Source organism: Streptosporangium sp. NBC_01755 (genome assembly GCF_035917995.1).
Classification (GTDB): Bacteria; Actinomycetota; Actinomycetes; order Streptosporangiales; family Streptosporangiaceae; genus Streptosporangium.
Window position 1 is genome coordinate 3480822 of record NZ_CP109131.1, and the last position, 22965, is coordinate 3503786.

Here is a 22965-nt window from a genome sequence, read left to right on the forward strand (position 1 = left end):
AAGATGATCCCGACAGAGGCCAAACTCTTCCTTCGGGACCCCGGCGGCCCGATCTTCGCGGTGCTGCTGCCCCTGGTGCTGCTGCTCGTGCTGGGCAGCATCCCCGGCCTCCAAGAGGCGACCCCCGACCTGGGCGGGGAGCGGATGATCGACACTCAGCTCCCGAGCATGATGGTGATCCTGTCCGTGGTGACCATGGCGCTGACCGTCCTGCCGGGAACGCTGGTGGGCTACCGGGAGAGCGGCGTGCTGCGCCGGTTGTCCACCACCCCGGTCAGCCCGGTCCGGCTGCTGGTCGCCCAGGTGGTGAACAACCTCGCGGTGGCGATCGTCGCCACGGTCCTCCTCATCGGCCTCGGCTATCTCGTTCTCGGCTCGATCCCGCCCAGAAGCCCGCTGGTCTTCGCCGGGGTGTTCGTGCTCGGCACGGCTTCGATATTCGGCCTGGGGCTGCTGATCTCCGCCGTGGCACCCAGCGCGAAGTCCGCGCCGGGCATCGGCTCGCTGCTGATGTTCCCGCTGCTGTTCATGGCCGGGATGTGGATTCCCCGCGAACTGATGCCGGACCTGGTGCGGCGGATCGGCGACTTCCTGCCGATGGCCCCGTTCGCCGACGCACTCCGCGCCGCGTGGGCGGGGCACGCGCCGCAGCCGCTGCACCTGCTGGTGATGGCGGTGACCGTGCTGGCCACAGGTGGACTGGCCGCGTGGTTGTTCCGCTGGGAGTAGCGGCCCGGGGCCTGATCCGCGTACGCCCGCACAGTCCGCCGTGGTTCGTCCCTTGCGAGGGGCAGGGACGAGCCACGGCTTCTTTCCGTCTCCCTCCCCGGGAGGAGTTCGACGTACGTGGTCGCCGTCATCGTCGACCACGCCCACACCGCGGCGAGCACCACCTTCGCCGGACGACCGCTCTCGACGGACGCGGCTCTGGCGGAGATCGACGCCGCGATCGCACGGGTCGGCGCGGACGGCCGGATCCCGCAGGTTTCTTGCCGGCACCGCGAGTAGTTCTCCGAAAACGGGCAGAAGGTGAAACGGTTGTCTCCCGGGCGTAGGGAGGGCGTGGCTACGCTGAGGAGACCGAGGTCAGGTAGAGGGTCACGATCGTCTGACCCCCATCGGCGTCGAAGACGTCGAACACTCGCATCGTGCCCTGCTGCATGGTGTCGGTCAGGATCCTCTGCGGGTGGTCGACGGTATGGCGCAGCACCACCGGATAGCGCCCGTCACGGCCCCCCACCCCGGCCGAGAACTGATCGTCCTTGGCGTCGTACTCCAGGTAGGCCAGCGGTAGTTTCTCGGCCTCCAGCAGATCCCCGAACTCCTTGCTCATCACCTCGATCGTCACCTCGGTGCCCTCGTAGTTGCGCGTCATGTTGTCGAAGAACTCATGCCACTCCTCACGCGTAAGTTCCGGCCGCTGCTGGTTCATGTCATGGTTCCCTCCCGGTCGAAGCCCGTAGGCTGCGTCGGCCCCATTCTTAGCGATCCCGAGACCGCGCCACATCACCCGATCGAGTAGGAATCCCCCTGTCGGGGCAGCAGGATCCCGAACGCCATACGGCCGGGCAGGGCAAGCGGCCGGGGGACTGTACGGTTTTCGGCGCCGGCTCACTTTCGGTGGTGACCGAGCGTGGTCACAGGTTATGAAGACGCGCTTGAGACGAATTAGCCGGCCAGAAGGGTGCCGACTAGTGGGGGGCCATGTCGACGAAGCGACTGTAGTGGCCCTGGAACGCCACGGTGACCGTGGCGGTGGGGCCGTTACGGTGCTTGGCCACGATCAGGTCGGCCTCGCCCGCCCTGGGCGACTCGCGCTCGTAGGCGTCCTCCCGGTGCAGCAGGATGACCATGTCGGCATCTTGCTCGATGCTTCCGGATTCGCGGAGGTCGCTAACCATGGGCCTTTTGTCGGTTCGCTGCTCGGGACCGCGGTTGAGCTGGGAGATCGCGATCACCGGCACCTCCAGCTCCTTGGCGAGGAGCTTGATGGCCCGGGAGATTTCCGAGACCTCGTTCTGGCGGCTCTCGGTCTTCTTCGGCGAGGACATCAACTGCAGGTAGTCGATGATGACGAACCGCAGGTCGTTGCGTTGCTTGAGACGGCGGCACTTGGCCCTGATCTCCATCATCGACATGTTGGGCGAGTCGTCGATGAACAGTGGCGCCTCGGCCACCTCGCCCATCCGCCGGGCCAGCTTGGCCCAGTCGTCGTCGGTCATCGTGCCCGAGCGCATGGCCTGCAGCGACACCCGCGCCTCGGCCGACAGCAGGCGCATAGTGATCTCGTTACGCGACATTTCCAGCGAGAACACCACGGTCGTCATGCCATGCTTGATAGCGGCGGATCTGGCGAAATCCAGCCCCAAAGTCGACTTGCCGATGGCCGGGCGGGCAGCCACGACGATCATCTGGCCGGGGTGCAGGCCGTTGGTGAGGGAGTCGAGGTCCTGGAAACCGGTGGGGACACCGACCATCTGACCACTTCGGCCGCCGATGGCCTCCAACTCGTCGAGGGCACCCGGCATGATGTCGGCCAGGGGGATGTAGTCCTCGGAGGTGCGGCGCTCGGTGACCTTGTAGATCTCCGCCTGGGCACGGTCGACGAGGTCGTCTACCTCCTCGTCCTGCCCGCCGTAGCCGTAGGAGACGATACGGGTGCCTGCCTCGATCAGGCGGCGGAGGATGGCCTGCTCCCGGACGATCCTCGCGTAGTAACCGGCGTTGGCCGCGGTCGGCACGACGGCGGTCAGCGTGTGAAGGTAGGCTCCGCCACCGACCCGGGCGACCTCGCCTCGCTTCTGCAGCTCGTCGAAGATGGTGACGGCGTCGGCGGGGTCACCGCGGCCGTAGAGGTCGGTGATGATGTCGTAGATGATCTGGTGGGCGGGCCGGTAGAAGTCGTCGGATCGCAGGATCTCGACCACGTCGGCGATGGCGTCCTTGGACAGCAGCATGCCGCCCAGGACGGACTGCTCGGCCTCGATGTTGTTCGGCGGGGTGCGCTCGAAACCTGGCTCGAAGACCGGTGGCTCCGCGATGCTCACCACACACCCCCTCTTTCGAACACAGTTACGCTATCTCTATTTTTAGCCGACCGGTGTGACAGTTTCGCGGCTCCGCGCCCCGACTGGCAACGCGGGCTGTCGACAGAGGTGTGGATAAGCTGTGCACTTCTTCCCCAGAGGTGTGGGCAGCCTGGGGACAGTCCTGTGGATAACTGTTGTCCACAGCTGTGGATACCTTTCTGACCAGGGGAAACGTAATCCACTGCCTGTGGAGAAAAGAAAGTTGGGGCGACACGCCGGGAGTCGCCTTAGATGGTATGACCCGACCGGTTCATCCCGCTGAAGATCCGCTGAGAGGTAAGAGGCAAAATGGAGCTGTGACTCTTACCCGTCGACCCGGCCCATCCGGTCGCGACCACGACAGGCAGATCCTGCGGCTGGCACTGCCCTCGTTCGGTGCCCTGGTGGCCGAACCGCTCTTCCTGCTGACGGACACCGTCATCGTCAGCCGCCTGCCCGCCCCCGCGCTCGGCGCCCTGGGGGTGGCGAGCACGGTGCTGAGCTTCCTGGTGGGGATGTGCGTGTTCCTGGCCTATGGCACGACCGCGGCGGTGGCCCGGCAGATCGGGGCGGGCCAGACAGGGCGGGCACTGCGACAGGCGGTGGACGGCCTCTGGCTGGCCACCGGGGTGGGATTGGCGATCATCGTGGTCGTCTGGCCCCTGGCACCCTGGCTGGTTCACCTGATCGGTGCCGAGGGGGAGCTCGCCCGGCAGGCGGTGACCTACCTGCGGATCAGCCTGCTCGGCGTTCCCGCCATGCTGGTGGTGCTCGCGGGCACGGGCGTGCTGCGTGGCATGCAGGACACCGTGACTCCGCTGCTGGTGTCGGTGGGATCCTTCGCGCTGAACGCGGTGCTCAACGTCGCGTTCGTCCTGGGACTGGGCTGGGGGATCGCCGGCTCGGCCTGGGGTACGGTGCTGGCCCAGTCGCTCGCCGCCGTCGTCTATCTCGCCCTGATCTTCGTCCGTTACCGCGCGCCGTTCCGCCCGGACCCGGCGGGTGTACGGGCGGCGGGCGCGGCCGGGATCGCCCTGGTCATCCGCACGGCGTGCCTGCAGACGGTGCTGGCCGTATCCGCCACGGTGGCCACCCGCATGGGCGCGGACCAGATCGAGGCCTACACCGTCGCCATCAGGATCTGGATCCTGATGGCGTTCGCCCTGGACGCGATCGCGATCGCCGGACAGGCGATCACCGGTCGCGCCCTGGGCGCCGGCGACGTGGCGGGGACCCGCGGGGCGACCTGGAGGATGGTGATCTGGGGAGCGGGCTCCGGCGTGCTGCTCGGCCTCGCCGTGGTGGTGGCCAGGCCGTTCGTACCCGCTCTGTTCGACGTGAGTCCGGTCGTCGCCACCGAACTGCTCGACCTGCTCTGGGTGGTCGCCGTCCTGCAGCCGATCGCCGGAGTGGTGTTCGTGCTGGACGGCGTGTTGATCGGCGCCGGCGACCGGCGCTACCTGGCCTGGGCGGGGGTGTTGACGACGATCGCCTACCTGCCCGCCGCGTTGCTGGTGGACCTCTGGGGCGGCGGCCTGGTGATGCTCTGGCTGGCGTTCGGGCTGTGGATGACCGCCCGGCTGATCACCCTTTCCGTGCGCGCGTACGGCACGGCGTGGCTGGTGGTCGGCAGCTGATCGGGCGGGTAATCCGGGCGTGACACTGTGGTGTCCACGACGTGACCGGATAGCCCTTGTCCCGCGTAACCCTCCTGCGGCACCGTGAAACGAGTCCGACAATAAGGATATTTAACCCACCACGATTGGCCAGGCCGTGCCCGAAGGTCCTCCCCCGTCGATCGTGCGCCGCATGCCTCCGAGCCATGCCACAGACCGGTGGACCGGCGCACGCCACGGACTGCCCATGGCCTATCGCAGGGCCGACCTCGTCGTCCTCGGTATCGGCGTCATGATCGGTGCGGGCATCTTCAGCCTTGCCGGCCGCCAGGCGGCGACCATGGCCGGACCCGGCGTGGTCCTCTCCTTCATGATCGCGGGAATCACCAGCCTGCTCGTGGCCTTCTGCATCGCCGAACTGTCCTCCGCCATGCCGACCTCGGGAAGCGCCTACACCTTCACCTACGTCATCTTCGGCGAGGTCTGGGCCTGGGTCGTGGGCTGGGCTCTGATCATGGAGCTTCTGCTGGCCACGGCGACGGTGGCCCGCGCATGGTCGCTCTACGCCGCCCAGATGCTCACCGACTTCGGGGTACGCCTTCCCGACGTGGTCGCGGGGATGGTCGGCAGGCACACGGGTTTCGACCTCTTCGCGCTGCTCATCCTGGTGATCCTGACGGCCGTGGTGGCCCTGGGCGCCCGCGTCGGACTGCGCGCCCTGTGGATCATCGTCATCGCCAAACTGCTGGCCGTCGGCGCGGTCATCGTGGTCGGTGCCCTCCACTTCGACCGGCGCAACCTCGCGGCCATCCCGGTGCCTCCGGTGCCCGCCGAGAAGGCCGAGAAAGCCCTGAACTCCCCGCTGCTCGGCATCGTCTTCGGCCAGACGGGCGCCTTCGGCTGGTTCGGCCCTCCCGGCCTCCCTGGCCCTCCTGGAGGTCCCGGCGGTCCCGGCACCGGGTTCCGCGGCAAGCACCGGCGCTGAGATCTCGGCGAGCGGCCGGAGCGCGGGCCCCATCCTTCGAAAATCCCGCCTCCCGGGAGGCCTGAGAACGTCAGAGGCGCCGGGCGTCGATCACGCTCTGCACGAACTCCCTGGTACGGGACTCACGGGGATCGGTGAAAATCTGTTCAGGGGTGCCGCGCTCCAGGAGCACGCCACCGTCGAGGAAACAGACGGTGTCGGCGATCTCGCGGCAGAAACCCATCTCGTGTGTGGTCAGGACCATGGTCATCCCCCCCTCCTTGAGCTCCCGGATGATCCCGAGCACCTCCTTGACCAGCGCCGGGTCCAGCGCCGAGGTGACCTCGTCCAGCAGCATCAGGCGGGGTTGGGTGGCCAGGGCCCTGATGATGGCGACGCGCTGCTGCTGGCCACCGGAGAGCTGGTCGGGATAGGCGCTCGCCCTGTCCTGCAGGCCGAACCTGGACAGCAGGTCGCGGGCCTGTTGCTCGGCCTGCCTCCTGCCCACGCCGTGCGCCTTCCGCGGGGCCAGTGTGATGTTGTCCAGCACGGTCATGTGCGGGAAGAGGTTGAAGGCCTGGAACACGATGCCCATGCGCTTGCGCACGTCGTTGAGATCGGCGCGGGCGTCGGTGATCTCCTCGCCGTCCAGGCGGATCGTGCCGTCGTCGGCGGTCTCCAGCAGGTTCACGCAGCGCAGCAGCGTGGACTTGCCCGATCCCGAGGCACCGATCAGGCAGACCACCTCGTGCGGCTCGACCTCCAGGTCGATACCGCGAAGCACGCTGTGGCCCCGATAGTTCTTCCACAGGCCCTCGATGGTCAGCAGGCTCATGTTCCCTCCTGTTCCTTCACGGTGCCGTGCGCGCCGGTCCGCCCGCTCACTGGCTCCGCCGCCTCTGCGAGCGGGCCGCCAGATAGTCGGTGAAGCGGGCCATCGGAATGGTGAGCAGGATGAACAGCAGCGCCGCCACCAGGTAGGGGGTGTAGTTGAAGTTGCCGGCGACGTGGATCTGCGCCTGCCTCAGTGCCTCCAGCGGGCCGATCGTGGCGACGAGCGCGGTGTCCTTCTGCAGCGAGACGAAGTCGTTGAGCAGCGGCGGCACCACCCGGCGCACGGCCTGTGGCACCACCACGTGGCGCATGGTCTGGCCGTGGCTCAGGCCGAGAGACCGGGCGGCGGCTCGCTGGCTGGGATGCACCGACTCGATACCCGCCCGGAAGACCTCCGCCACGTACGCTCCGTACGAGAGCGTGAGCGCGATGATGCCCAGCGTCGCAAGATCCGTCGGTGTGCCCTGCAGGCCGAGCGCGGGCAGCCCGAAGCCGACGAGGTAGATGATGAGGATCGTGGGCACGCCGCGGAAGACGTCGGTGTAGACCACCGCCAGGGCGCGCAGCGGGAAGAAGACCGGCGCCGTGAGGTTGCGGGCCAGCGCGACCAGCAGGCCCACAAGGAGGATCAGCGGCTCGGCGATCAGGAAGATCTTGATGTTGAGTAGGAACCCGCTCAACACGTCCGGCAGCGCCTTGGCGAACTGCTCGGGGTCGAAGAACGTGTCTCGCACCCGGGGCCAGCCCGGGGAGGCGGTGAAGAGCCAGAGCAGCAGGACGATCACGATGATCGTCGAGACCGTCGCGACGGAGCCCGAACGGAGAGACGACTTCCTACGGAGCCGCTCCCGCTCGAGTTGCCGCTCGCTCTTCGTCCAGCCGGCGGGGAGTCCCAGGCTCTCGTCGTTCCTCATCGAGCGTCGCGGCGCGAACCGTACGCGCTCCGTGCCCGCGGCGGGACCGAGGACATGGGCTCCGGGATCACTTCAGCTCCGGCGCGCCCGCGGCGGAACCGAGCCACTCGGTTTCGATCTTCGCCAGCTCGCCGGAGGCGGTCAGCTTGTCGATCGCCTCGTTGACGCAGCTCACCAGCGGGCTGCCCTTCTCGAACACCGCGCCGAAGACCTCGGGAACGCCGGAGGCGGTGCCGAACTGGCCGACGATCTTGGAGTTCTCGACCTGGGCGGCGGTCACGTAGAACGCGGTGGGCAGGTCCACCACCACGGCGTCGACCTGCTTGTTCTTCAGCGCGTTGACGGCGTCGATCTGCTCGTTGTAGACGTTGAGCTCGGCCGAGGGCTGGATGACGTCCTTGACCGCCTGCAGCGAGGTGGTGCCGACCTGCACGCCGATCTTGGCGTCCTTCAGGTCCGCCAGGCCCGTGGCGGCGGCGACCTTCGAGCCGTCCAGCGCGACCACCGCCTGCTTGACCGTGTAGTAGCCCTTGCTGAAGTCGACGACCTTGGCCCGGTCGGGGGTCACGGACACCTGGTTGACGTCGAAGTCGAACTGCTTGGCGCCCGGCGCGAACGCGGAGTCGAACTTCACGGTGGCCCAGGTGACATCGCCTTCGGCGAAGCCCATCTGGCCCGCGACGGCGTAGGCGACAGCGCTCTCGAAGCCCTTGCCGTTGGACGGGTCGTCGCCGTTGAACCACGGCTCGTAGGCGGGCTTGTCCGTACCGATGGTCAGCTTGCCGGGGGTCTTCAGCGCGAGGCCGTCCTTGGCGCAGGCGCCTGCGGCGGCTCCGGAGGCGCTCGGGGCCGCAGAGCTCGTCTGGGTCGTCGTTTCCGAGGCCGGCGCACAGGCCACCGCGGTCGCCGCGAGGGCACCGAGCGCGAGCAGCATCGAAGGACGGACCATGACAAGACCTCCAGGGGAAGCAACGATTTCCGAATTGTACGTATCAGCGATGACCTGGAGTAACACGGTCTCGGCATGTGAGCCTCTTCTCGCGAACGAAGAGCTTTCCACACCCCCGCCGATATCCCGACGGGCGGTCAGGCCGCGGAGAAGCAACACAACGGCTGCGAAAGAACAAGGGCTCCTCCCCGCGAACGGGGAGGAGCCCTTGTCTCACTGGGCCTCTCAGACCGCGACGACCTCGACATCGAGGGACGCGGAGACCTCCGGGTGCAGCTTGACGCTGACCCGGTGGGAGCCGAGGCTCTTGATCGCGGAGGCGATCTCGATGCGACGGCGGTCGAGCACGGGGCCACCGGCGGCCTTGACGGCCTCGGCGACGTCACCCGTGGTGATGGAGCCGAAGAGGCGACCGGACTCGCCGGCCTTCGTCTTCAGAACCACCTTCAGTGCCCGCAGCCGGCCGGCGACTTCCTTGGCGGTGCCGAGGTCGCGGATCTCGCGGGCGTCGCGAGCCTTCTTGATCGAGGAGATCTGCTTCTCGCCGCCGCGCGTCCAGAGGATCGCGAAGCTGCGGGGAAGCAGGTAGTTGCGGCCGTAGCCGTCCTTGACCTCGACGATGTCGCCGGGGGCACCGAGGCCGGTGACCTCACTGGTGAGAATGAGCTTCATCTGTCCGGACCTCCTTAGCGCGCGGTGCTCATGTACGGCAGGAGCGCCATCTCACGAGCGTTCTTGATAGCGGTCGCCACGTCACGCTGGTGCTGGGTGCAGTTGCCAGTCACCCGGCGGGCACGGATCTTGCCGCGGTCGGAGATGAACTTCCGAAGCAGCGCCGTGTCCTTGTAGTCGACGTAGGAGATCTTGTCGTGGCAGAACAGGCAAACCTTCTTCTTGGGCTTGCGCAGTGCCGGCTTGGCCATCGTGGTGCTCCTTTCAGAGCCCCGCCGTCAGGCGGGAATGGTCGCTGCGGATATGGACTGGGACTGCGGGAGGACCGTCGTCCCTAGAAAGGCGGTTCGTCGCTGAAGTCGCCGCCGCCGAAGCCGCCGCCCCCCTGCTGCTGCTGCTGGCCGCCGCCCCCGTAGTTGTTGCCGCCGCCGCCGAAGCCACCGCCACCTTGCGGTGCGGCGGGCGCCGCGGAGGCCCACGGGTCGTTGGCCGGGCCACCGCCGAAGCCACCGCCACCGCCCTGACGGGCGGTCTTGTTGACCTTGGCGGTCGCGTTCCTCAGGGAGGGGCCGACCTCGTCGACCTCAACCTCGTAGACCGTGCGCTTCTCGCCTTCCTTGGTCTCGTAAGACCTCTGGCGCAGCCGTCCCTGAACTATGACCCGCATGCCACGCTGGAGGCTCTCGGCGGCGTTCTCCGCCGCCTGCCGCCACACGTTGCAGGTCAGGAACAGGCCTTCGCCGTCCTTCCACTCGTTGGTCGTCTTGTCGAGGAACCTCGGAGTGGATGCGATGCGGAACCGGGCCACCGCTTGCCCCGTGGGGGTGAAGCGCAGCTCCGGATCGTCGACGAGGTTGCCGACGATGGTGATCGTGGTGTCGCCTGCTGCCATGGCTAGCGCTGCCCTTCCTGCGGCCTTCGCTGGTTATCGGCTCAGAGTACGGCTGCCGTCCGACAAAATGCCGGGAGTTAGTGCACGTCCGGGCGGAGAACCTTGGTGCGCAGGATTCCCTCGTTGAGGTTCATCTGCCGGTCGAGCTCCTTGACCGTGGCGGGCTCGGCGCTCAGGTCGATGACGGCGTAGATGCCCTCGGGCTTCTTCGCGATGTCGTAGGACAGCCTGCGGCGACCCCACACGTCGACCTTCTCCACGGTGCCGCCGTCGTTGCGGACGACCGTGAGGAACTGGTCGAGGGAAGGGGCGACCGTACGCTCATCGAGCGAGGGGTCAAGAATGACCATCATTTCGTAACGGCGCATGCTGACTTCCAACCTCCTCTGGACTATTGCGGTCACGACACCGTGCCGTGACAGGAGGACGCTGACGTGCTTCACCTCGGGCGCCCATTTCGGCGCTCGGGGTGGAGGGTGGGCGATAACACACCCATTCGACGTAGCCGTGCCAGCGTACCAGTCCGTCAAGGGTTGGGCCGTCGCCTCGCCGGGCACGTCCTGTCGCAGGAGAAAGAGGAGGCGGTGAAAATGCCTCGTGCTCATGGACATGCCCGGAACAGGCCCTTGCGGTTCACGCTGAACACCGACGGACGTCGTCACAAGGTCGAGAACGTGCTGAGCGTCGTCACGATCGGCTGCGGGCTGCTCGCCTTCGCCACCGGGCTGATCCCCTCCGCGCATGTCGTCGCGTCGTGGGCGGGGGTGCTGGGATTCTGCGGGGGCCTCTACTCGCAGTACGTCTCCGCGACGACGCCGGAGCGCGCGCTGAACATCGTGGGCATCGTGGCCTCGTTCGTCGGTGTGGCCTTCGGCATCTATCACGGAGGCTTCCTCCCGTGAGGCCCCGAATCAGGCGAGGGCCGCCCCGGCACCGGGACGGCTAACCATTCAGGCGCAGGTCCACGCCGAGCAGGACGAGGAACCACAGGAAGACCGCCAGCAGAGCTTCGGCGACGTCCTTCAGGAGCGCGGGAGTGATGTAGTCGTACACCCAGGCGACGTAGAGGCCGACCAGAATGTAGATGAGGCCGATGAGACTGATCCCTCTGCGGTAGTAGGCCACGTGGACTCCTTGTGTTCGGCCCGTGGGGGTGGGTGGTAGGGCGCGACCTGCGACTGCCCAGGGCCTCGCCGTTGAAACGGCTAGGCTCGGATACATGCCGCTTATCGGAGCTCATGTCGACCAGGACGACCCGCTGGCGCACGCCAGGGCGCGCGGCGCCGAGGTCGTGCAGTTCTTCCTCGGTGACCCGCAGGGCTGGAAGGGGCCGGTCATCGGTGAGAAGACCTTGGAGATCAAGGATTCGGACGTGCAGGTCTACGTCCACGCCCCCTATGTGATCAACGTGGCGACCGCCAACAACCGGGTCCGCATCCCCAGCCGCAAGCTGCTCGGCTCGCATCTCGCCGCGGCGGCCGAGCTCGGCGCCAGGGGGCTGATCGTCCACGGCGGGCACGTGGGGGCCGGAGACGACCCGCAGAAGGGCTTCGACAACTGGCGCAAGGTGTTCGAGCGCCTGGAGGAGCACCGGATCCCCGTGCTCATCGAGAACACCGCGGGCGGCGGCAACGCGATGGCGCGCAAGCTTGAGCGCATCGCCCGGCTCTGGGACGTGCTCGACGGCTTCGATGTGGGCTTCTGCCTCGACACCTGCCACGCCCACGCGGGCGGCGAGGATCTGGTGGACGTGGTCGAGCGGGTCATGGCGATCACCGGCAGGATCGACCTGATCCACTGCAACGACTCTCGCGACGCCTTCGACTCCGGCGCCGACCGGCACGCGAGCCTCGGAGCGGGCCAGATCGACCCCGAGCTCATCCTGAGCGTGTGCCGGAGCGCGAACGCGCCGATCGTGGTGGAGACACCCTTTGACGGCCAGGCCGCCGACATCGCCTTTCTCAGGTCGAAGCTCTAGCGCGAAACCTTGGACGGGAGAGTCCGTCCACAGCCTGTGGATAACTTGGTGGGATTACTTTTCCTCGGAAATGGGTAGGGAGCTGCTCCCGACGCTCAGCCCACCCAGGCGCCGTCGGCGAAGATCAGCGCGTTGAGGACCATCAGCGGGCCCACCACCAGGGCATAGACGACGATGATCCACTGCCGCCACGGTGCCTGCCCGCCGCTCGCTTTCGCGATCAGGATGAAGAGCGGCCACCACAGCAGCGCCGAGCGCGGAACCGACAGGTAGTAGGCGGAGCAGAGCAGGGCACCCACCTGGAGCCCCACGTAGACGAACTCGCTCCACCTCCGCAGGTAGAGCAGGACCAGTACGAGCACGACCCCGACGATCGCCCCCGCGATCTCAAGCCGGAACGCCCAGGCGAACCGCCCCTCGCCCATTGCCGAGTTCCAGGTCGTGATCAGCGACTCCCAGGGCCACACCATGTGCCGGCCCCAGCCGGCCTCCTGTGCGCTCTTCCAGGCCAGCCAGTCGCCGGTGCGGGAGTGCTGGTAGGCGGAGTAGAGCACCAGCGGCACGAACGGGAGCGCCAGCCAGCCGGCCTGCCGCACGAGCTGCCGTACGGGCCGCCGCCGGGCGAAGAACTCCACGATCAGCGCGAGGGCGAGGAACAGGCCGGTGATGCGCACACAGGAGGCGCCCGCCGCCAGGGCCGCGGCGAGCGGCCAGCGTCCCCTGCGCGCCGCGAGCCAGGCGGGGACGGCGAATGCCAGGAAGAGCGACTCGCTGTAGCCCGCGAACAGGAACACCGCCATCGGCCAGAGCAGCAGCGCCAGCACCGCGCGCCGGCCGGTCCCCGGCGGCCCCTCGAACTCGGCCAGCCTGGCGAGCGCCATCATCGCGACGGCGCCGGCCACGAAGGAGATCAGCAGCCCGGCGACCGTCCAGTCGCCGACCACGAGGTGCACCGCGCGGAGCGCCAGGGGCATCCCGGGGAAGAAGGCGGGCAGCCCCTCGTCAGGCTCGCTGCCGGGGGCACCACCGTAACCGTGCTCGGCGATGGTGGCCAGGAGGCCGGCGTCCCAGTGCTTCCAGCGCTCCAGGAACGGCGGCGGAACCGCGTCCCCCTCCATCATCGCCTGGGTGCCGACGACGACCAGTGCGACGATTCCCAGCCTGGAGGCCAGCCAGAGCAGCAGCCCTTCCTTCGCGGTGTCGCGCGGGGGCTCGACAGGATTGATCACAAATTGGGATTGTCGCGGATCATCTCGACCGGCCGCCAGACTCACGCCGTTTCCCGGCGCTAGGAGAGCGCGAGCCGGAAACGGTCGGGTGCGCCGTCGAAGACGCCGCCCGCCCGGTCGTCGGTCCCGTCCTGGCGAAGCACGTCCTTGTCGGGGACGAGGATGTCCCTCACCACGAACGCCATCATGATCAGAATGGTGATCGCGCGGGCCCACACCGCGGTGAAGTAGGTGTCGCCGGCGATGCCCAGCGCCTCGTTGCCCGGCTGGATACCGACCAGATAGAGCCAGATCGCGAAGAAGTACCAGCACTCGGCGAGCTGCCAGAGCGCGATCGGCTTCCAGTTCGGCCTGGCCAGCACCGCGAAGGGGATCAGCCAGAGCACGTACTGCGGCGACCACACCTTGTTGGTCAGCATGAACGCGGCCAGGGTGAGGAAGCAGAGCTGCATCAGGCGCGGGCGGGTCCTGGCCGTCACGGTGAGCACGGCGATCGCCAGGCAGAACCCGGCGAGGGAGACGACGCCCAGCCTGTCGACGAGTTCGGCGTCACCGAGGATCGGCCACTGCTTCTGGTTGAAGAAGTACCAGAGCGAGCCCCAGTCGGCCCCCCGCTCCTGGCTGAAGACGTAGAACCTCTTCCAGCCGTCGAAGGCGAACACCATGATCGGCACGTTGACGACGAGCCAGGATCCCGCGACGCCGCCGAGCATCTTGAGGAACGGCACCCAGCTGCCGGTACGCAGTGTCAGCAGGAACAGCGGGCCGAGGAACATCAGCGGGTAGAACTTGGTGGCGATCGCCAGGCCGAGCAGAATACCCGCGAGCAGGTGTTTCCGCTTCGACCAGGCCAGCAGCGCACCCAGCGCGAGGGCGCCCGCCGCCAGGTCCCAGTTGATGTACGCGGTGAGGATCAGCCCGGGGGCCAAGGCGTACCAGAGCGCGTCCCAGCGCCTGACCGGACCGGCCAGCGCGGCCATCAGCAGCACGCCGACGACCAGGCAGAGCGCCATGAGGATGACCGTGAGGTCGTAGAACGCCGTCCCCTGGTCGGTCAGGGGTGCGACGATCCGGCGGAAGAACTCCATGATCCCGCCGATACCGACGGGGTACTCGACCGGGTAGTCGAAGTAGGGGATCTTGCCCTCGTTGAGCTTCTCGTTCCACCACAGGGGATAGATGTCGGTGTAACAGAAGTTCGTGAACTGCAGGGTCCCGTCGTTCCACGCCCCGTCGACGCGGCACGGCCACTTCCAGAACCAGGCCAGGATCGCCCCCAGCCCCGCGAACAGGGCCAGGGGCACATACGGGATGGCCCGGGTGCCGAACTCGGGTAGCGAGCGCCGCGACGACAGGAGGTTCTTCATCAGGGGCGTCGTCCGTTCGCGGTGGGTGTCGGCATGATCGCCGCGCCGGGGGCACCGGGCGCCCCGACCGCGCCGGGGGCACCGTTCTCGGTGATCTCACCGTTCGGCGGACCGTCGACCGAGCCGTCGTCACCGACGTCGCAGGAACCGTCCCAGGGCAGGCACTCACGGCCGTCGGGGTTGTCCGGCTCGCCGCCACCGTCGTCGGGCCAGCCACCGTCGCCGCCGTCGTCGTCGGGGAACGGGTTGTCCTCCATCGTCGGCGTCGCGGTGGGCGTCGGCTTGGGCGTGGCCAGGTTGCTCTGCGAGCCGACGTTGGCCCTCGGCGGGAACTGCACGACCTCGTCCTTGGCGGTCACGGCCTGCATGTAGTCGTGCCAGATCTGGGTCGGGGTGCCACCGCCGCCGATGAAGGAGGGCATGGACTCCTCGTCCCAGTGCACGACCTTGATCTTCCGGTTCGGCAGGCCGTACTTGTCGACCTTGAGCTTGCGCCTTCCCTCGGCGTCACGCGGCTTGTTGTAGGGCACGTCCTTGGACATGCCCACCGCGGTGACGATCTGCGGGGTGAACCCGACGAACCAGGCGTCCTTGTAGCCGTTGTTCGTGCCGGTCTTGCCTGCCACCGGCCGTGAGCCGATGTTGGCGGCACCGCCGGTGCCGCCCTTGACCACGGCCTGGAGCGCGACCGTCGCGTCGGCCGCAGACTCGGGGCTGATGACATTCCGCACCGCGGCCTGCTCCGCGAGCACCGGGGAGCCGTCGATCTTGGTCACCTTGGTGACAGTGTGCCAGTCGACGTGCTTGCCCTCGTTGGCGAAGATCGAGTAACCGGCGGCCTGCTCGACCGCGGTGACCGAGGCGCTGCCGATGGTGACCTGGTACTTCTGCTCGTCGACCGCGTAGTCGACCGCGTTCTTGCCTTTGTAGGAGGGGTTGTACTTGGCGGTCTCGCCGACCCCCGCCTCCTTGGCGATCCTCGCCACCTCGGAGAGTGTGACGGCCTCACCCATCTGCACGAAGACCGTGTTGACCGAGCTGGCCATGGCCTTGATCATATTGATCACCCCGAACGCGGTGTTCCCCGAGTTGCTGATCGGAGTGGTGCCGGGCATCTTGATCGTGGCCATGCCGTCGACGTAGCTGTCGAGCGACCTGCCGCTCTCCAGCCAGGCCGCGAGCACATAGGGCTTGAACGCCGAGGCCGCCTGCTTGGTGGAGTCGAAGGCGCGGTTGTTGAAGTCGTTGACGAAGTCGTCGCCGCTGTAGAAGGCGAGCACCCGGCCGTTCTTCGGATCCACCGAGGCGACACTGGCGTGAATGGTCGACTCCAGGCCGGCGGTGCGGGCCTTCACCGCCTTCTGCGCCTCCTCCATCATCTTCTTGTCGAAGGTGGTGTAGACCTTGAAGCCCTCGGTCTCCAGCTTCTCCTGGGTGATGCCCCGCCCCTTGAGCTCCCGGAAGACGATGTTGAGCATGTAGCCCTTGATCCCCTTGAAGGTCTGCGAGACCTTGACCTTGGCGAACTTCAGGTCCTCGAAGGAGCTTCCCGCGTACTTGCCGTACGCGGTGGGGTCGATCTCCGCCATGTTCCCGAGCGCGGCGGTGAAGCGCTCCTTGGTCGCGGCGTATTTGCCGGCCTTCTCCTGGATGTCGAAGGCGTCGGGGTTCTGGATCCGACCGGCCAGGTAGGCGCCCTCCTGCGGGGTCAGCTGGCCGACGTTCTTGTTGAAGAACGCCTTCGAGGCGGCCTGGATGCCGTACGCGCTGCGGCCGAAGTAGATGAGGTTGAGGTAGCGCTCAAGGATCTCGTCCTTCTCCAGCGTCTTGCTGATCTTGACGGCGACGAAGATTTCCTTGATCTTGCGCTGTACCGAGACCTCCTGGCTGAGGCCGTCGTAGTAGTTGCGGGCCATCTGCTGGGTGATGGTCGAGGCGCCCTGGAGCTGGGCACCGCTGACCGTGCTCCATACCGAGCGGGCCATGCCGGCGAAGTCGATGCCGCTGTCGGTGCGGAAGCTCTTGTTCTCCAGGGCGATCACCGCGTCCTGGACGTGCTTGGGAATCTGGCTGATCTTCACCGGGGTGCGCTTGACGCCGAGCCGCGCGATCGGGGTCTTCTTGTCCCGGTAGTAGACCACGCTGCCCTGGTCGTTCACGTCGGCCTGCGCGGTCTCGGGAATGGGCGTGTTGGCGTAGGCCACCGCGATCATGCCGAAGACACCGGCGCTGAGGACCACGAAGCTGGCCATCACGATCTTCCAGTTGGGCAGGAAGCGCGTCCACCGCCTGGTCTCGGGCTCGTCCTCGCCATCACCGGGACCGCGTCCACCGGGCCCACCGGGGCCTCCGGGCCCGCCCGGGCCCGGGGGGACCTCCTTGCCTCCGGGACCGCCCGCGCCGCGCCCGGCGCGGCGCCTGCGCGCGCCGCCCTCGCCGGATCTCGAACCGGCTCCCGCCTGGGCGGCGAGCATCGCCTGGGTGTCCTCGAACGCGGCCTCGGCCCGGCGGCCTGGCGGGTCGGTGTCACGGCGACGGAGCTCGCCGCCCCTGTGTTCGGGCTCTCGCGGAGGCATCCCGTCGGGCGGCCCGGGGGCGCGCCGAGGCGCTCCTGCCTGCGGGCCGGGCTCGCGCGCGGGCATCTCGCCCGGAGCGCCCGCGCCGCGCCGGGGTTGGGCCCCCGGGTGCTGGGGCGCGCCACCGGCGTAGGGCATCCCACCGGACATCCCACCAGGCATCCCACCGGGCTGGGGCATCATCGTGGTCCGGTTGTCGGCCCCCGTGCCCTGCGGCTGCCGACCCTGCTGTTGATCCCAGCCCGCGCCGCCGGTTTGGGAGTTTTGTGAAGGGGGAACTGCACGGGGAGCGGCTCCTGGGCCTGAGCGACGGCGCCGCCCCTGACGAGCCGACCCGTCGGCGCCCTCCTGGCGCCCGTTCGGCTCCGGGTCATTGCTGTGGCTGTAACTCACGCGTCCTCGTTCGGTCATCGGGGTCTACGACGGCGTGCAGGCGGGCGAGACTACCTCCTGATCGCCGGAGATCTCGCCGTCTTGGCTCACTGGTAGCCGGCCCATTCGGGTGGATCTCCGTTCCCGAGGACAAACGAGATCGTCAGCTGGTTTCGACAACAACCTTGGCAGACCTCTCCCACGTTGACGTGGGATTCCCCGTATTGAAAAGCGGTCCACGCCGTGCGGGGGTCGTGCCCCACCTCCGCCTGTTGTGACCACATAGGCGTCAGACTACGGCTTTTTGTTGTTTGCTCCCAACCTCTTGGGAAAGTCGCCGATTGCAGGGTTATGTTGAATGGACGTATCCTGTGGATGTATCGGTTCGATACATCGACGCGAGAGGTGGTGGTTTCCGGTGGCCGGCGGACGTGGCGGGGTGCTGGAGCTGGCCGTGCTCGGGTCGTTGCACGAGACCCCGCTCCACGGCTACGAGCTGCGCAAACGGCTCAACGCCCTGCTCGGCATGTTCCGGGCTTTCTCCTACGGCTCGCTCTATCCGTGCCTCCGCCAGTTGCTCACCGACGGACTGATCATCGAAGACGGCGACGCCGCCGCGGCCAACGCCGACAGCCCCATCGCGCTCCCCGGCCGCCGCTCGAAGATCGTCTACAGGCTGACCGCAGAGGGCAAGGAGCGCCTGCACGAGTTGCTCACCCAGGCCGGCCCTTCGGCCTGGGAGGACGAGAGTTTCGGTGTGCACTTCGCCTTCTTCAGGCACACCGAGGCGGAGGTGCGCCTGCGCATCCTTGAGGGCCGGCGCAGCCGGCTTGAGGAACGCCTGGACGGCGTGCGCACGGCACTGGCCCGCACGCGCGAGCGCCTGGACAGCTACACCCTTGAGCTCCAGCGTCACGGCCTGGAGTCGGTCGAACGCGAAGTGCGCTGGTTGAATGAGCTGATCGCCACCGAACGGCGAGCGTCGCCGCCGGACGAGGAGCAGCGACCTGCGCGGGAGGAGACGTCCCGGGCGCCCGAGCCCGGGACGGGCACGACGGGGCGGCCTGCCACCCCGGAAGACAACTGACCACAAAGAACAAAGGGGAGCGAGTGCCATGGGTTCGGTGCGCGTAGCCATTGTCGGTGTAGGCAACTGCGCCACGTCGCTCGTACAGGGCGTGCACTACTACCGGGACGCCGACCCCGGTGCCCGGGTGCCGGGCCTGATGCACGTCAAGTTCGGCGACTACCACGTCGGCGACGTCGAGTTCGTCGCGGCGTTCGACGTCGACGCCAAGAAGGTCGGCCGCGACCTGTCCGAGGCGATCGTGGCCTCGGAGAACAACACGATCAAGATCTGCGACGTGCCGCCGCTGGGCGTCACGGTGCAGCGCGGCCCCACCTTCGACGGTCTGGGCGAGTACTACCGGGAGATGGTCGAGGAGTCGGACGAGGCACCGGTCGACGTCGTCCAGATCCTCAAGGACAGCAGGGTCGACGTGCTCGTCTCCTACCTGCCGGTGGGCTCGGAGGAGGCCGACCGCTTCTACGCCCAGTGCGCCCTCGACGCGAAGGTCGCGTTCGTCAACGCGCTGCCGGTGTTCATCGCCTCCGACCCCACCTGGGCCCAGAAGTTCGTCGACGCCGGGGTCCCGATCGTCGGTGACGACATCAAGTCACAGGTCGGGGCGACGATCACGCACCGCGTGATGGCCAAGCTGTTCGAGGACCGCGGCGTCGAGCTGCTCCGCACGTACCAGCTGAACTTCGGCGGCAACATGGACTTCATGAACATGCTGGAGCGCAAGCGCCTGCAGTCCAAGAAGATCTCCAAGACCCAGTCGGTCACCTCGCAGATCCCGCACGAGATGCAGAAGGCAGACGTGCACATCGGTCCTTCCGACCACGTGCCGTGGCTTGACGACCGCAAGTGGGCGTACGTGCGCCTGGAGGGCAGGTCCTTCGGCGACACCCCCCTCAACCTGGAGTACAAACTCGAGGTCTGGGACTCCCCCAACTCCGCCGGCATCATCATCGACGCGGTCCGCGCCGCCAAGATCGCCCTTGACCGGGGTATCTCGGGGCCGATCCTGTCGGCCTCCTCGTACTTCATGAAGTCCCCGCCGGAGCAGTACTCCGACGACGAGGCGCGCGACTACGTGGAGAGGTTCATCCGCGGCGAGGTCGAGCGCTGACCGATCGGCCCGCATACGGCGAGAGCCCCCGACCCGGGTGACGGGTCGGGGGCTCTCGCCGTATGAGGATCGCCGGTGGGTCTGCGTGGGGCTCCTGAGTCAGCGGGCGGCGGATGGGAGATCGGCGGGGTCGGCGGTCCGCCAGGCGAGCGGGTCCACGCCGAGTTCGATCAGCTGGGGGACCTGCTCACGGCACCACGGGGAGATCGCCAGGCGGTCGCTGAGCACTCCGTCGGTGAACTCCTTCCATGGCATCCAGCGCACGTCCTCGACCTCGTCGGGGTTGGGGGCGACCTCGGAGGCGGCGATCACCCGATAGACCGGGCACAACTCCCGCTCGACGATGCCGTCGTCCATGACCGCGCGGTAGGAGAAACGTGGCAGAAGCAGGTCGACCTGGCCGGCCGCGAGACCCAGCTCGTGGGAGAGCCTGCGGGTCACCGCCTCGGCGAGCGGCTCGCCCGGCAGGGGGTGGCCGCAACAGCTGTTGGTCCACACCCCCGGCCAAGTGATCTTGTGTAGTGCGCGTCGGGACAGGAGCACCTGCCCCTGCTCATCGAACACGTAACTGGAGAAGGCCAGGTGGAGGGGAGTGTCGAGACCGTGCACCGTGGCCTTGGCCGCCGTGCCGATCGCGTTTCCCTCGGTGTCGACGAGCACAACGTGTTCATCAGGTGTCACTCGACCGAGGGTACGTGATCATGTTGGTTCACCGCGCCCCACTCGACGATACGTAGGTAAAGGTCGGTAATGCCCACCTGTACATTCAGGGATGTTCCCGATGCCCGCCGGGGGTGGTCCCACATAGGGTGAGCGGGTGTCTTTCATATCCGACCTACGCGTGGTCCTGGAAGGTCGAGACTTCCGGAGGCTGTACGGGACTCGTCTCGTCTCGCAGTTCTCCGACGGGATCTTCCAGTTCGCCGTGGCCGGATTCGCGTTCTTCAGCCCGGAGAAGAGCACGAGCGCGGTGGAGATCGCCGCCGGCCTGGCCGTGCTGCTGCTGCCGTACTCGATCCTGGGCCCCTTCGCCGGGGTGTTCATCGACCGCTGGTCACGGCGGCAGATCCTGGTCATCGCGCCGCTGGTCCGCGGGCTGCTGCTGCTCGCGACCGCGGCGCTCGTCGCCGCGGACGCCCCTGACGCGATCTTCTACGCCGCCGCACTCGGCGTGCTCGGGGTGAACCGGTTCTTCCTGGCCGCTCTGGGGGCCTCGCTGCCGCACGTCGTACCGGCCGACCGGCTGATGGTGGCCAACGCGGTCACCCCGACCTCGGGAACCGTGCTCACCTTCGTGGGCGTGGGCGCCGGCTACCTCCTCCGGGCGATCTTCGGCTCCGACCACCGGGGCACAGCGGTGCTGCTGGTCGTCTCCGGCCTCATCTTCGGGCTCAGCGCGCTCATCGCCAGGACCATGGACAGACGGCTGCTCGGCCCCGCCTACGACCCCGACCGGCCACAGGCCCGCAAGGCGGTGCGCCACGTGCTGAGCGGCCTGATCGACGGCGCGCGGTACCTCGTCCGCCACCGGGCCGCCGCCGCGGCGATGGGCGCGATGACCACCCACCGTTTCGTGTACGGCATGTGCACGGCGATGCTCGTGATGCTGTCGCGCTACTACTTCGCCGAGAACGCCGAGGACGCGCTGAACGCGGTCTCCGTCGTGGTCGCCACCTCCGGGCTCGGCTACTTCCTGGCCATCCTGGTCACGCCCTGGGCCACCGAGCGCTTCGGCATCGAGCGGTGGGTCCCGGCCATGCTGGTCACCGCCGGAGTGCTGACGTTCGCACTCTGCGCGCCGTTCCAGCAGTGGGGGTTCGCGGCCGCGGGCCTCGTGCTCGGCATCGCCGGGCAGAGCATCAAGATCTGCGCCGACACCGCGGTCCAGCGGGACGTCGAGGACGCCTACCTGGGCCGGGCCTTCTCCATCTACGACATGCTCTTCAACGGCGGCTACGTGCTGGCCGCCGCCCTGGCGGCGGCGCTGCTCCCGCCGAACGGCAGATCGACGCTCGTGCTGGTGGTCATCGCCGCCGGATATCTCGCGGGCGCGGTGGCATACCGGGTCGTCACGCCTGCCCGAGTGATCGAGCCGCTGCCGTCATCGCCGTCGTGACCGTCTCCAGGTCGTCGTCGCCGATCGCGTAGGGCGGCATCGCGTAGAGCAGGCGGCCGAACGGGCGGAGCCAGACGCCGTGCCGCATGACGACGTCCTGGACGACGGGGACGTCGACGGGCTCGCGGGTCTCGATCACCCCGATCGCGCCGAGGACCCGCACCTCCCGCACACCCGGCGCCTCCGCGGCACCCGCCAGGCCCGTGAGAAGACCGGCCTCGATCCGGCGGACCTCCTCGCGCCACGGGCGTTCCTCCAGGAGCTCCAGGGAGGCGTTCGCGACCGCCGCGGCCAGCGGGTTGCCCATGAAGGTCGGCCCGTGCATCAGCACCCCGACCCCCCGGGCCACCCGCTCGGTGCACAGCGTCGCGGCCAGCGACAGGTAACCGCCGGTCAACGCCTTGCCCAGGCACATGATGTCGGGCCTGATCCCGGCGTGGTCGCAGCCGAACAGCTCTCCGGTCCTGCCGAATCCGGTGGCGATCTCGTCGGCGATCAGCAGGACGCCGTGCTCGTCGGCCAGCTCACGGAGCAGGCGCAGGTAGGCCGGGTGGTAGAAGTGCATGCCGCCCGCCCCCTGGACCACCGGCTCCACGATGATCGCGGCCAGCTCGTGGGCATGCCTGGCGATAAGGTCCGCCAGCCGGGCCGCGTAGACCTCGTCGTACTCGCGCGGCGGCCGGTCGGCGAACACGTGCTCGGGCAGCACGCCGGAGAACAGGTGGTGCATGCCGTTGACCGGGTCGCAGACCGACATCGCCCCGAAGGTGTCGCCGTGGTAGCCGCCCCTGACCGTGAGCAGCCGCCCCCTGCCGGTGAGCTGGAACGCCATCTTGATCGCGACCTCGACGGCGACCGACCCCGAGTCGGCGAGGAACACCTTCGGCAGACCGGTCATGGCGGCGAGCCTGCGGGCCAGCCGCACGGCGGGCTCGTGGGTGAGCCCGCCGAACATGACGTGCGCCATGTCATCCAGCTGCTCTCTCAGCGCCCGGTTGAGCCCGGGGTGGTTGTAGCCGTGGATGGCCGCCCACCACGACGACATGCCATCGATGAGCTCGCGCCCGTCGGCGAGCGTCAGCCGCACCCCGTCCGCGCGGGAGACCACGTGCGGCGCCACCGGCTGGGGCAAGGCCGCGTAGGGGTGCCACACGTGCTCGCGGTCGAGTGCGGCGACGCGGCCGTGCGGGATCACGCCATCCGGGCCGGCGGACGCGGCCCGG

At 68.1% G+C, this 22965-nt stretch carries 24 protein-coding genes; 9 read left to right on the forward strand and 15 right to left on the reverse strand.

The window, feature by feature from the left end:
* The first annotated feature begins 3 nt into the window (after nt 1-3).
* Nucleotides 4-729 (forward strand): ABC transporter permease, encoded by a 726-nt coding sequence (locus tag OG884_RS16225; protein WP_326646935.1) that lies wholly within the window; start codon nt 4-6, stop codon nt 727-729.
* Nucleotides 730-846: 117 nt separating this feature from the next.
* Nucleotides 847-1008, forward strand: a complete 162-nt coding sequence (locus OG884_RS16230; protein WP_326646188.1) for a hypothetical protein — start codon at nt 847-849, stop codon at nt 1006-1008.
* Nucleotides 1009-1066: 58 nt separating this feature from the next.
* Here the strand turns inward: OG884_RS16230 and OG884_RS16235 are convergent, their stop codons facing one another.
* Nucleotides 1067-1432: a DUF5335 family protein gene (locus OG884_RS16235; RefSeq protein ID WP_326646189.1), complete on the reverse strand. Its 366-nt coding sequence runs from the start codon at nt 1430-1432 to the stop codon at nt 1067-1069.
* A 259-nt stretch (nt 1433-1691) separates the two neighbouring features.
* Nucleotides 1692-3047, reverse strand: coding sequence for a replicative DNA helicase (gene dnaB / locus OG884_RS16240; RefSeq protein ID WP_326646190.1), 1356 nt, complete (start codon nt 3045-3047; stop codon nt 1692-1694).
* Between the two features lie 338 nt (nt 3048-3385).
* On the opposite strand from dnaB, the gene OG884_RS16245 reads away from it, so the two are divergent.
* The gene (locus OG884_RS16245; protein WP_326646191.1) at nt 3386-4705 is read left to right on the forward strand and encodes an MATE family efflux transporter; all 1320 of its coding nucleotides are present in this window, start codon (nt 3386-3388) and stop codon (nt 4703-4705) included.
* Between the two features lie 172 nt (nt 4706-4877).
* The gene (locus OG884_RS16250) at nt 4878-5669 is read left to right on the forward strand and encodes an amino acid permease (RefSeq protein ID WP_326646192.1); all 792 of its coding nucleotides are present in this window, start codon (nt 4878-4880) and stop codon (nt 5667-5669) included.
* Nucleotides 5670-5739: 70 nt separating this feature from the next.
* Here OG884_RS16250 and OG884_RS16255 read toward each other — a convergent pair whose 3' ends face one another.
* From OG884_RS16255 to rpsF, 7 genes are all read right to left on the reverse strand, one after another.
* A complete protein-coding gene (locus OG884_RS16255) occupies nt 5740-6483 on the reverse strand; it encodes an amino acid ABC transporter ATP-binding protein (RefSeq protein WP_326646193.1) in 744 nt (247 codons plus the stop codon).
* Between the two features lie 46 nt (nt 6484-6529).
* Complete coding sequence (locus OG884_RS16260; RefSeq protein WP_326646194.1) at nt 6530-7396, reverse strand: amino acid ABC transporter permease; 867 nt, start codon at nt 7394-7396, stop codon at nt 6530-6532.
* A gap of 67 nt (nt 7397-7463) precedes the next feature.
* On the reverse strand, nt 7464-8345 hold the full coding sequence (locus OG884_RS16265) for an ABC transporter substrate-binding protein (RefSeq protein ID WP_326646195.1): 882 nt from the start codon (nt 8343-8345) through the stop codon (nt 7464-7466).
* A 225-nt stretch (nt 8346-8570) separates the two neighbouring features.
* Nucleotides 8571-9017, reverse strand: coding sequence for a 50S ribosomal protein L9 (gene rplI / locus OG884_RS16270; RefSeq protein WP_326646196.1), 447 nt, complete (start codon nt 9015-9017; stop codon nt 8571-8573).
* 14 nt (nt 9018-9031) lie between these two features.
* Nucleotides 9032-9268, reverse strand: a complete 237-nt coding sequence (gene rpsR / locus OG884_RS16275) for a 30S ribosomal protein S18 (protein ID WP_012895699.1) — start codon at nt 9266-9268, stop codon at nt 9032-9034.
* 83 nt (nt 9269-9351) lie between these two features.
* Nucleotides 9352-9909: a single-stranded DNA-binding protein gene (locus tag OG884_RS16280; protein ID WP_326646197.1), complete on the reverse strand. Its 558-nt coding sequence runs from the start codon at nt 9907-9909 to the stop codon at nt 9352-9354.
* Between the two features lie 77 nt (nt 9910-9986).
* Complete coding sequence (gene rpsF, locus OG884_RS16285; protein WP_326646198.1) at nt 9987-10277, reverse strand: 30S ribosomal protein S6; 291 nt, start codon at nt 10275-10277, stop codon at nt 9987-9989.
* Between the two features lie 258 nt (nt 10278-10535).
* Between rpsF and OG884_RS16290 the strand changes: the two genes are divergently transcribed.
* A complete protein-coding gene (locus tag OG884_RS16290) occupies nt 10536-10811 on the forward strand; it encodes a hypothetical protein (protein ID WP_326646199.1) in 276 nt (91 codons plus the stop codon).
* A gap of 40 nt (nt 10812-10851) precedes the next feature.
* Here the strand turns inward: OG884_RS16290 and OG884_RS16295 are convergent, their stop codons facing one another.
* Nucleotides 10852-11034, reverse strand: a complete 183-nt coding sequence (locus tag OG884_RS16295) for a hypothetical protein (RefSeq protein ID WP_030919717.1) — start codon at nt 11032-11034, stop codon at nt 10852-10854.
* A gap of 94 nt (nt 11035-11128) precedes the next feature.
* Between OG884_RS16295 and OG884_RS16300 the strand changes: the two genes are divergently transcribed.
* Nucleotides 11129-11887, forward strand: a complete 759-nt coding sequence (locus OG884_RS16300) for a deoxyribonuclease IV (protein ID WP_326646200.1) — start codon at nt 11129-11131, stop codon at nt 11885-11887.
* A 95-nt stretch (nt 11888-11982) separates the two neighbouring features.
* Here OG884_RS16300 and OG884_RS16305 read toward each other — a convergent pair whose 3' ends face one another.
* The 3 genes from OG884_RS16305 to OG884_RS16315 are packed head-to-tail and all read right to left on the reverse strand — an operon-like array spanning nt 11983 to nt 17209.
* Nucleotides 11983-13116, reverse strand: coding sequence for a hypothetical protein (locus OG884_RS16305; RefSeq protein WP_326646201.1), 1134 nt, complete (start codon nt 13114-13116; stop codon nt 11983-11985).
* A gap of 59 nt (nt 13117-13175) precedes the next feature.
* Nucleotides 13176-14483, reverse strand: a complete 1308-nt coding sequence (locus OG884_RS16310; protein ID WP_326646202.1) for a glycosyltransferase family 87 protein — start codon at nt 14481-14483, stop codon at nt 13176-13178.
* Nucleotides 14483-17209 carry a transglycosylase domain-containing protein gene (locus OG884_RS16315; protein ID WP_326646203.1) on the reverse strand — a complete coding sequence of 909 codons (2727 nt, stop codon included), beginning with the start codon at nt 17207-17209 and terminating at the stop codon, nt 14483-14485. The genes OG884_RS16310 and OG884_RS16315 overlap by 1 nt, the downstream gene beginning before the upstream one ends.
* Nucleotides 17210-17849: 640 nt before the next feature.
* Between OG884_RS16315 and OG884_RS16320 the strand changes: the two genes are divergently transcribed.
* Nucleotides 17850-18518, forward strand: coding sequence for a PadR family transcriptional regulator (locus OG884_RS16320; protein ID WP_326646204.1), 669 nt, complete (start codon nt 17850-17852; stop codon nt 18516-18518).
* Between the two features lie 28 nt (nt 18519-18546).
* Nucleotides 18547-19626 (forward strand): inositol-3-phosphate synthase, encoded by a 1080-nt coding sequence (locus tag OG884_RS16325; RefSeq protein WP_326646205.1) that lies wholly within the window; start codon nt 18547-18549, stop codon nt 19624-19626.
* A gap of 99 nt (nt 19627-19725) precedes the next feature.
* On the opposite strand, the gene idi is transcribed toward OG884_RS16325, so the two are convergent.
* The gene (gene idi, locus OG884_RS16330) at nt 19726-20307 is read right to left on the reverse strand and encodes an isopentenyl-diphosphate Delta-isomerase (protein ID WP_326646206.1); all 582 of its coding nucleotides are present in this window, start codon (nt 20305-20307) and stop codon (nt 19726-19728) included.
* 136 nt (nt 20308-20443) lie between these two features.
* Between idi and OG884_RS16335 the strand changes: the two genes are divergently transcribed.
* The gene (locus tag OG884_RS16335) at nt 20444-21742 is read left to right on the forward strand and encodes an MFS transporter (RefSeq protein ID WP_326646207.1); all 1299 of its coding nucleotides are present in this window, start codon (nt 20444-20446) and stop codon (nt 21740-21742) included.
* On the opposite strand, the gene OG884_RS16340 is transcribed toward OG884_RS16335, so the two are convergent.
* Nucleotides 21696-22937, reverse strand: coding sequence for an adenosylmethionine--8-amino-7-oxononanoate transaminase (locus OG884_RS16340; RefSeq protein WP_326646208.1), 1242 nt, complete (start codon nt 22935-22937; stop codon nt 21696-21698). The genes OG884_RS16335 and OG884_RS16340 overlap by 47 nt on opposite strands.
* Between the last annotated feature and the right edge of the window lie 28 nt (nt 22938-22965).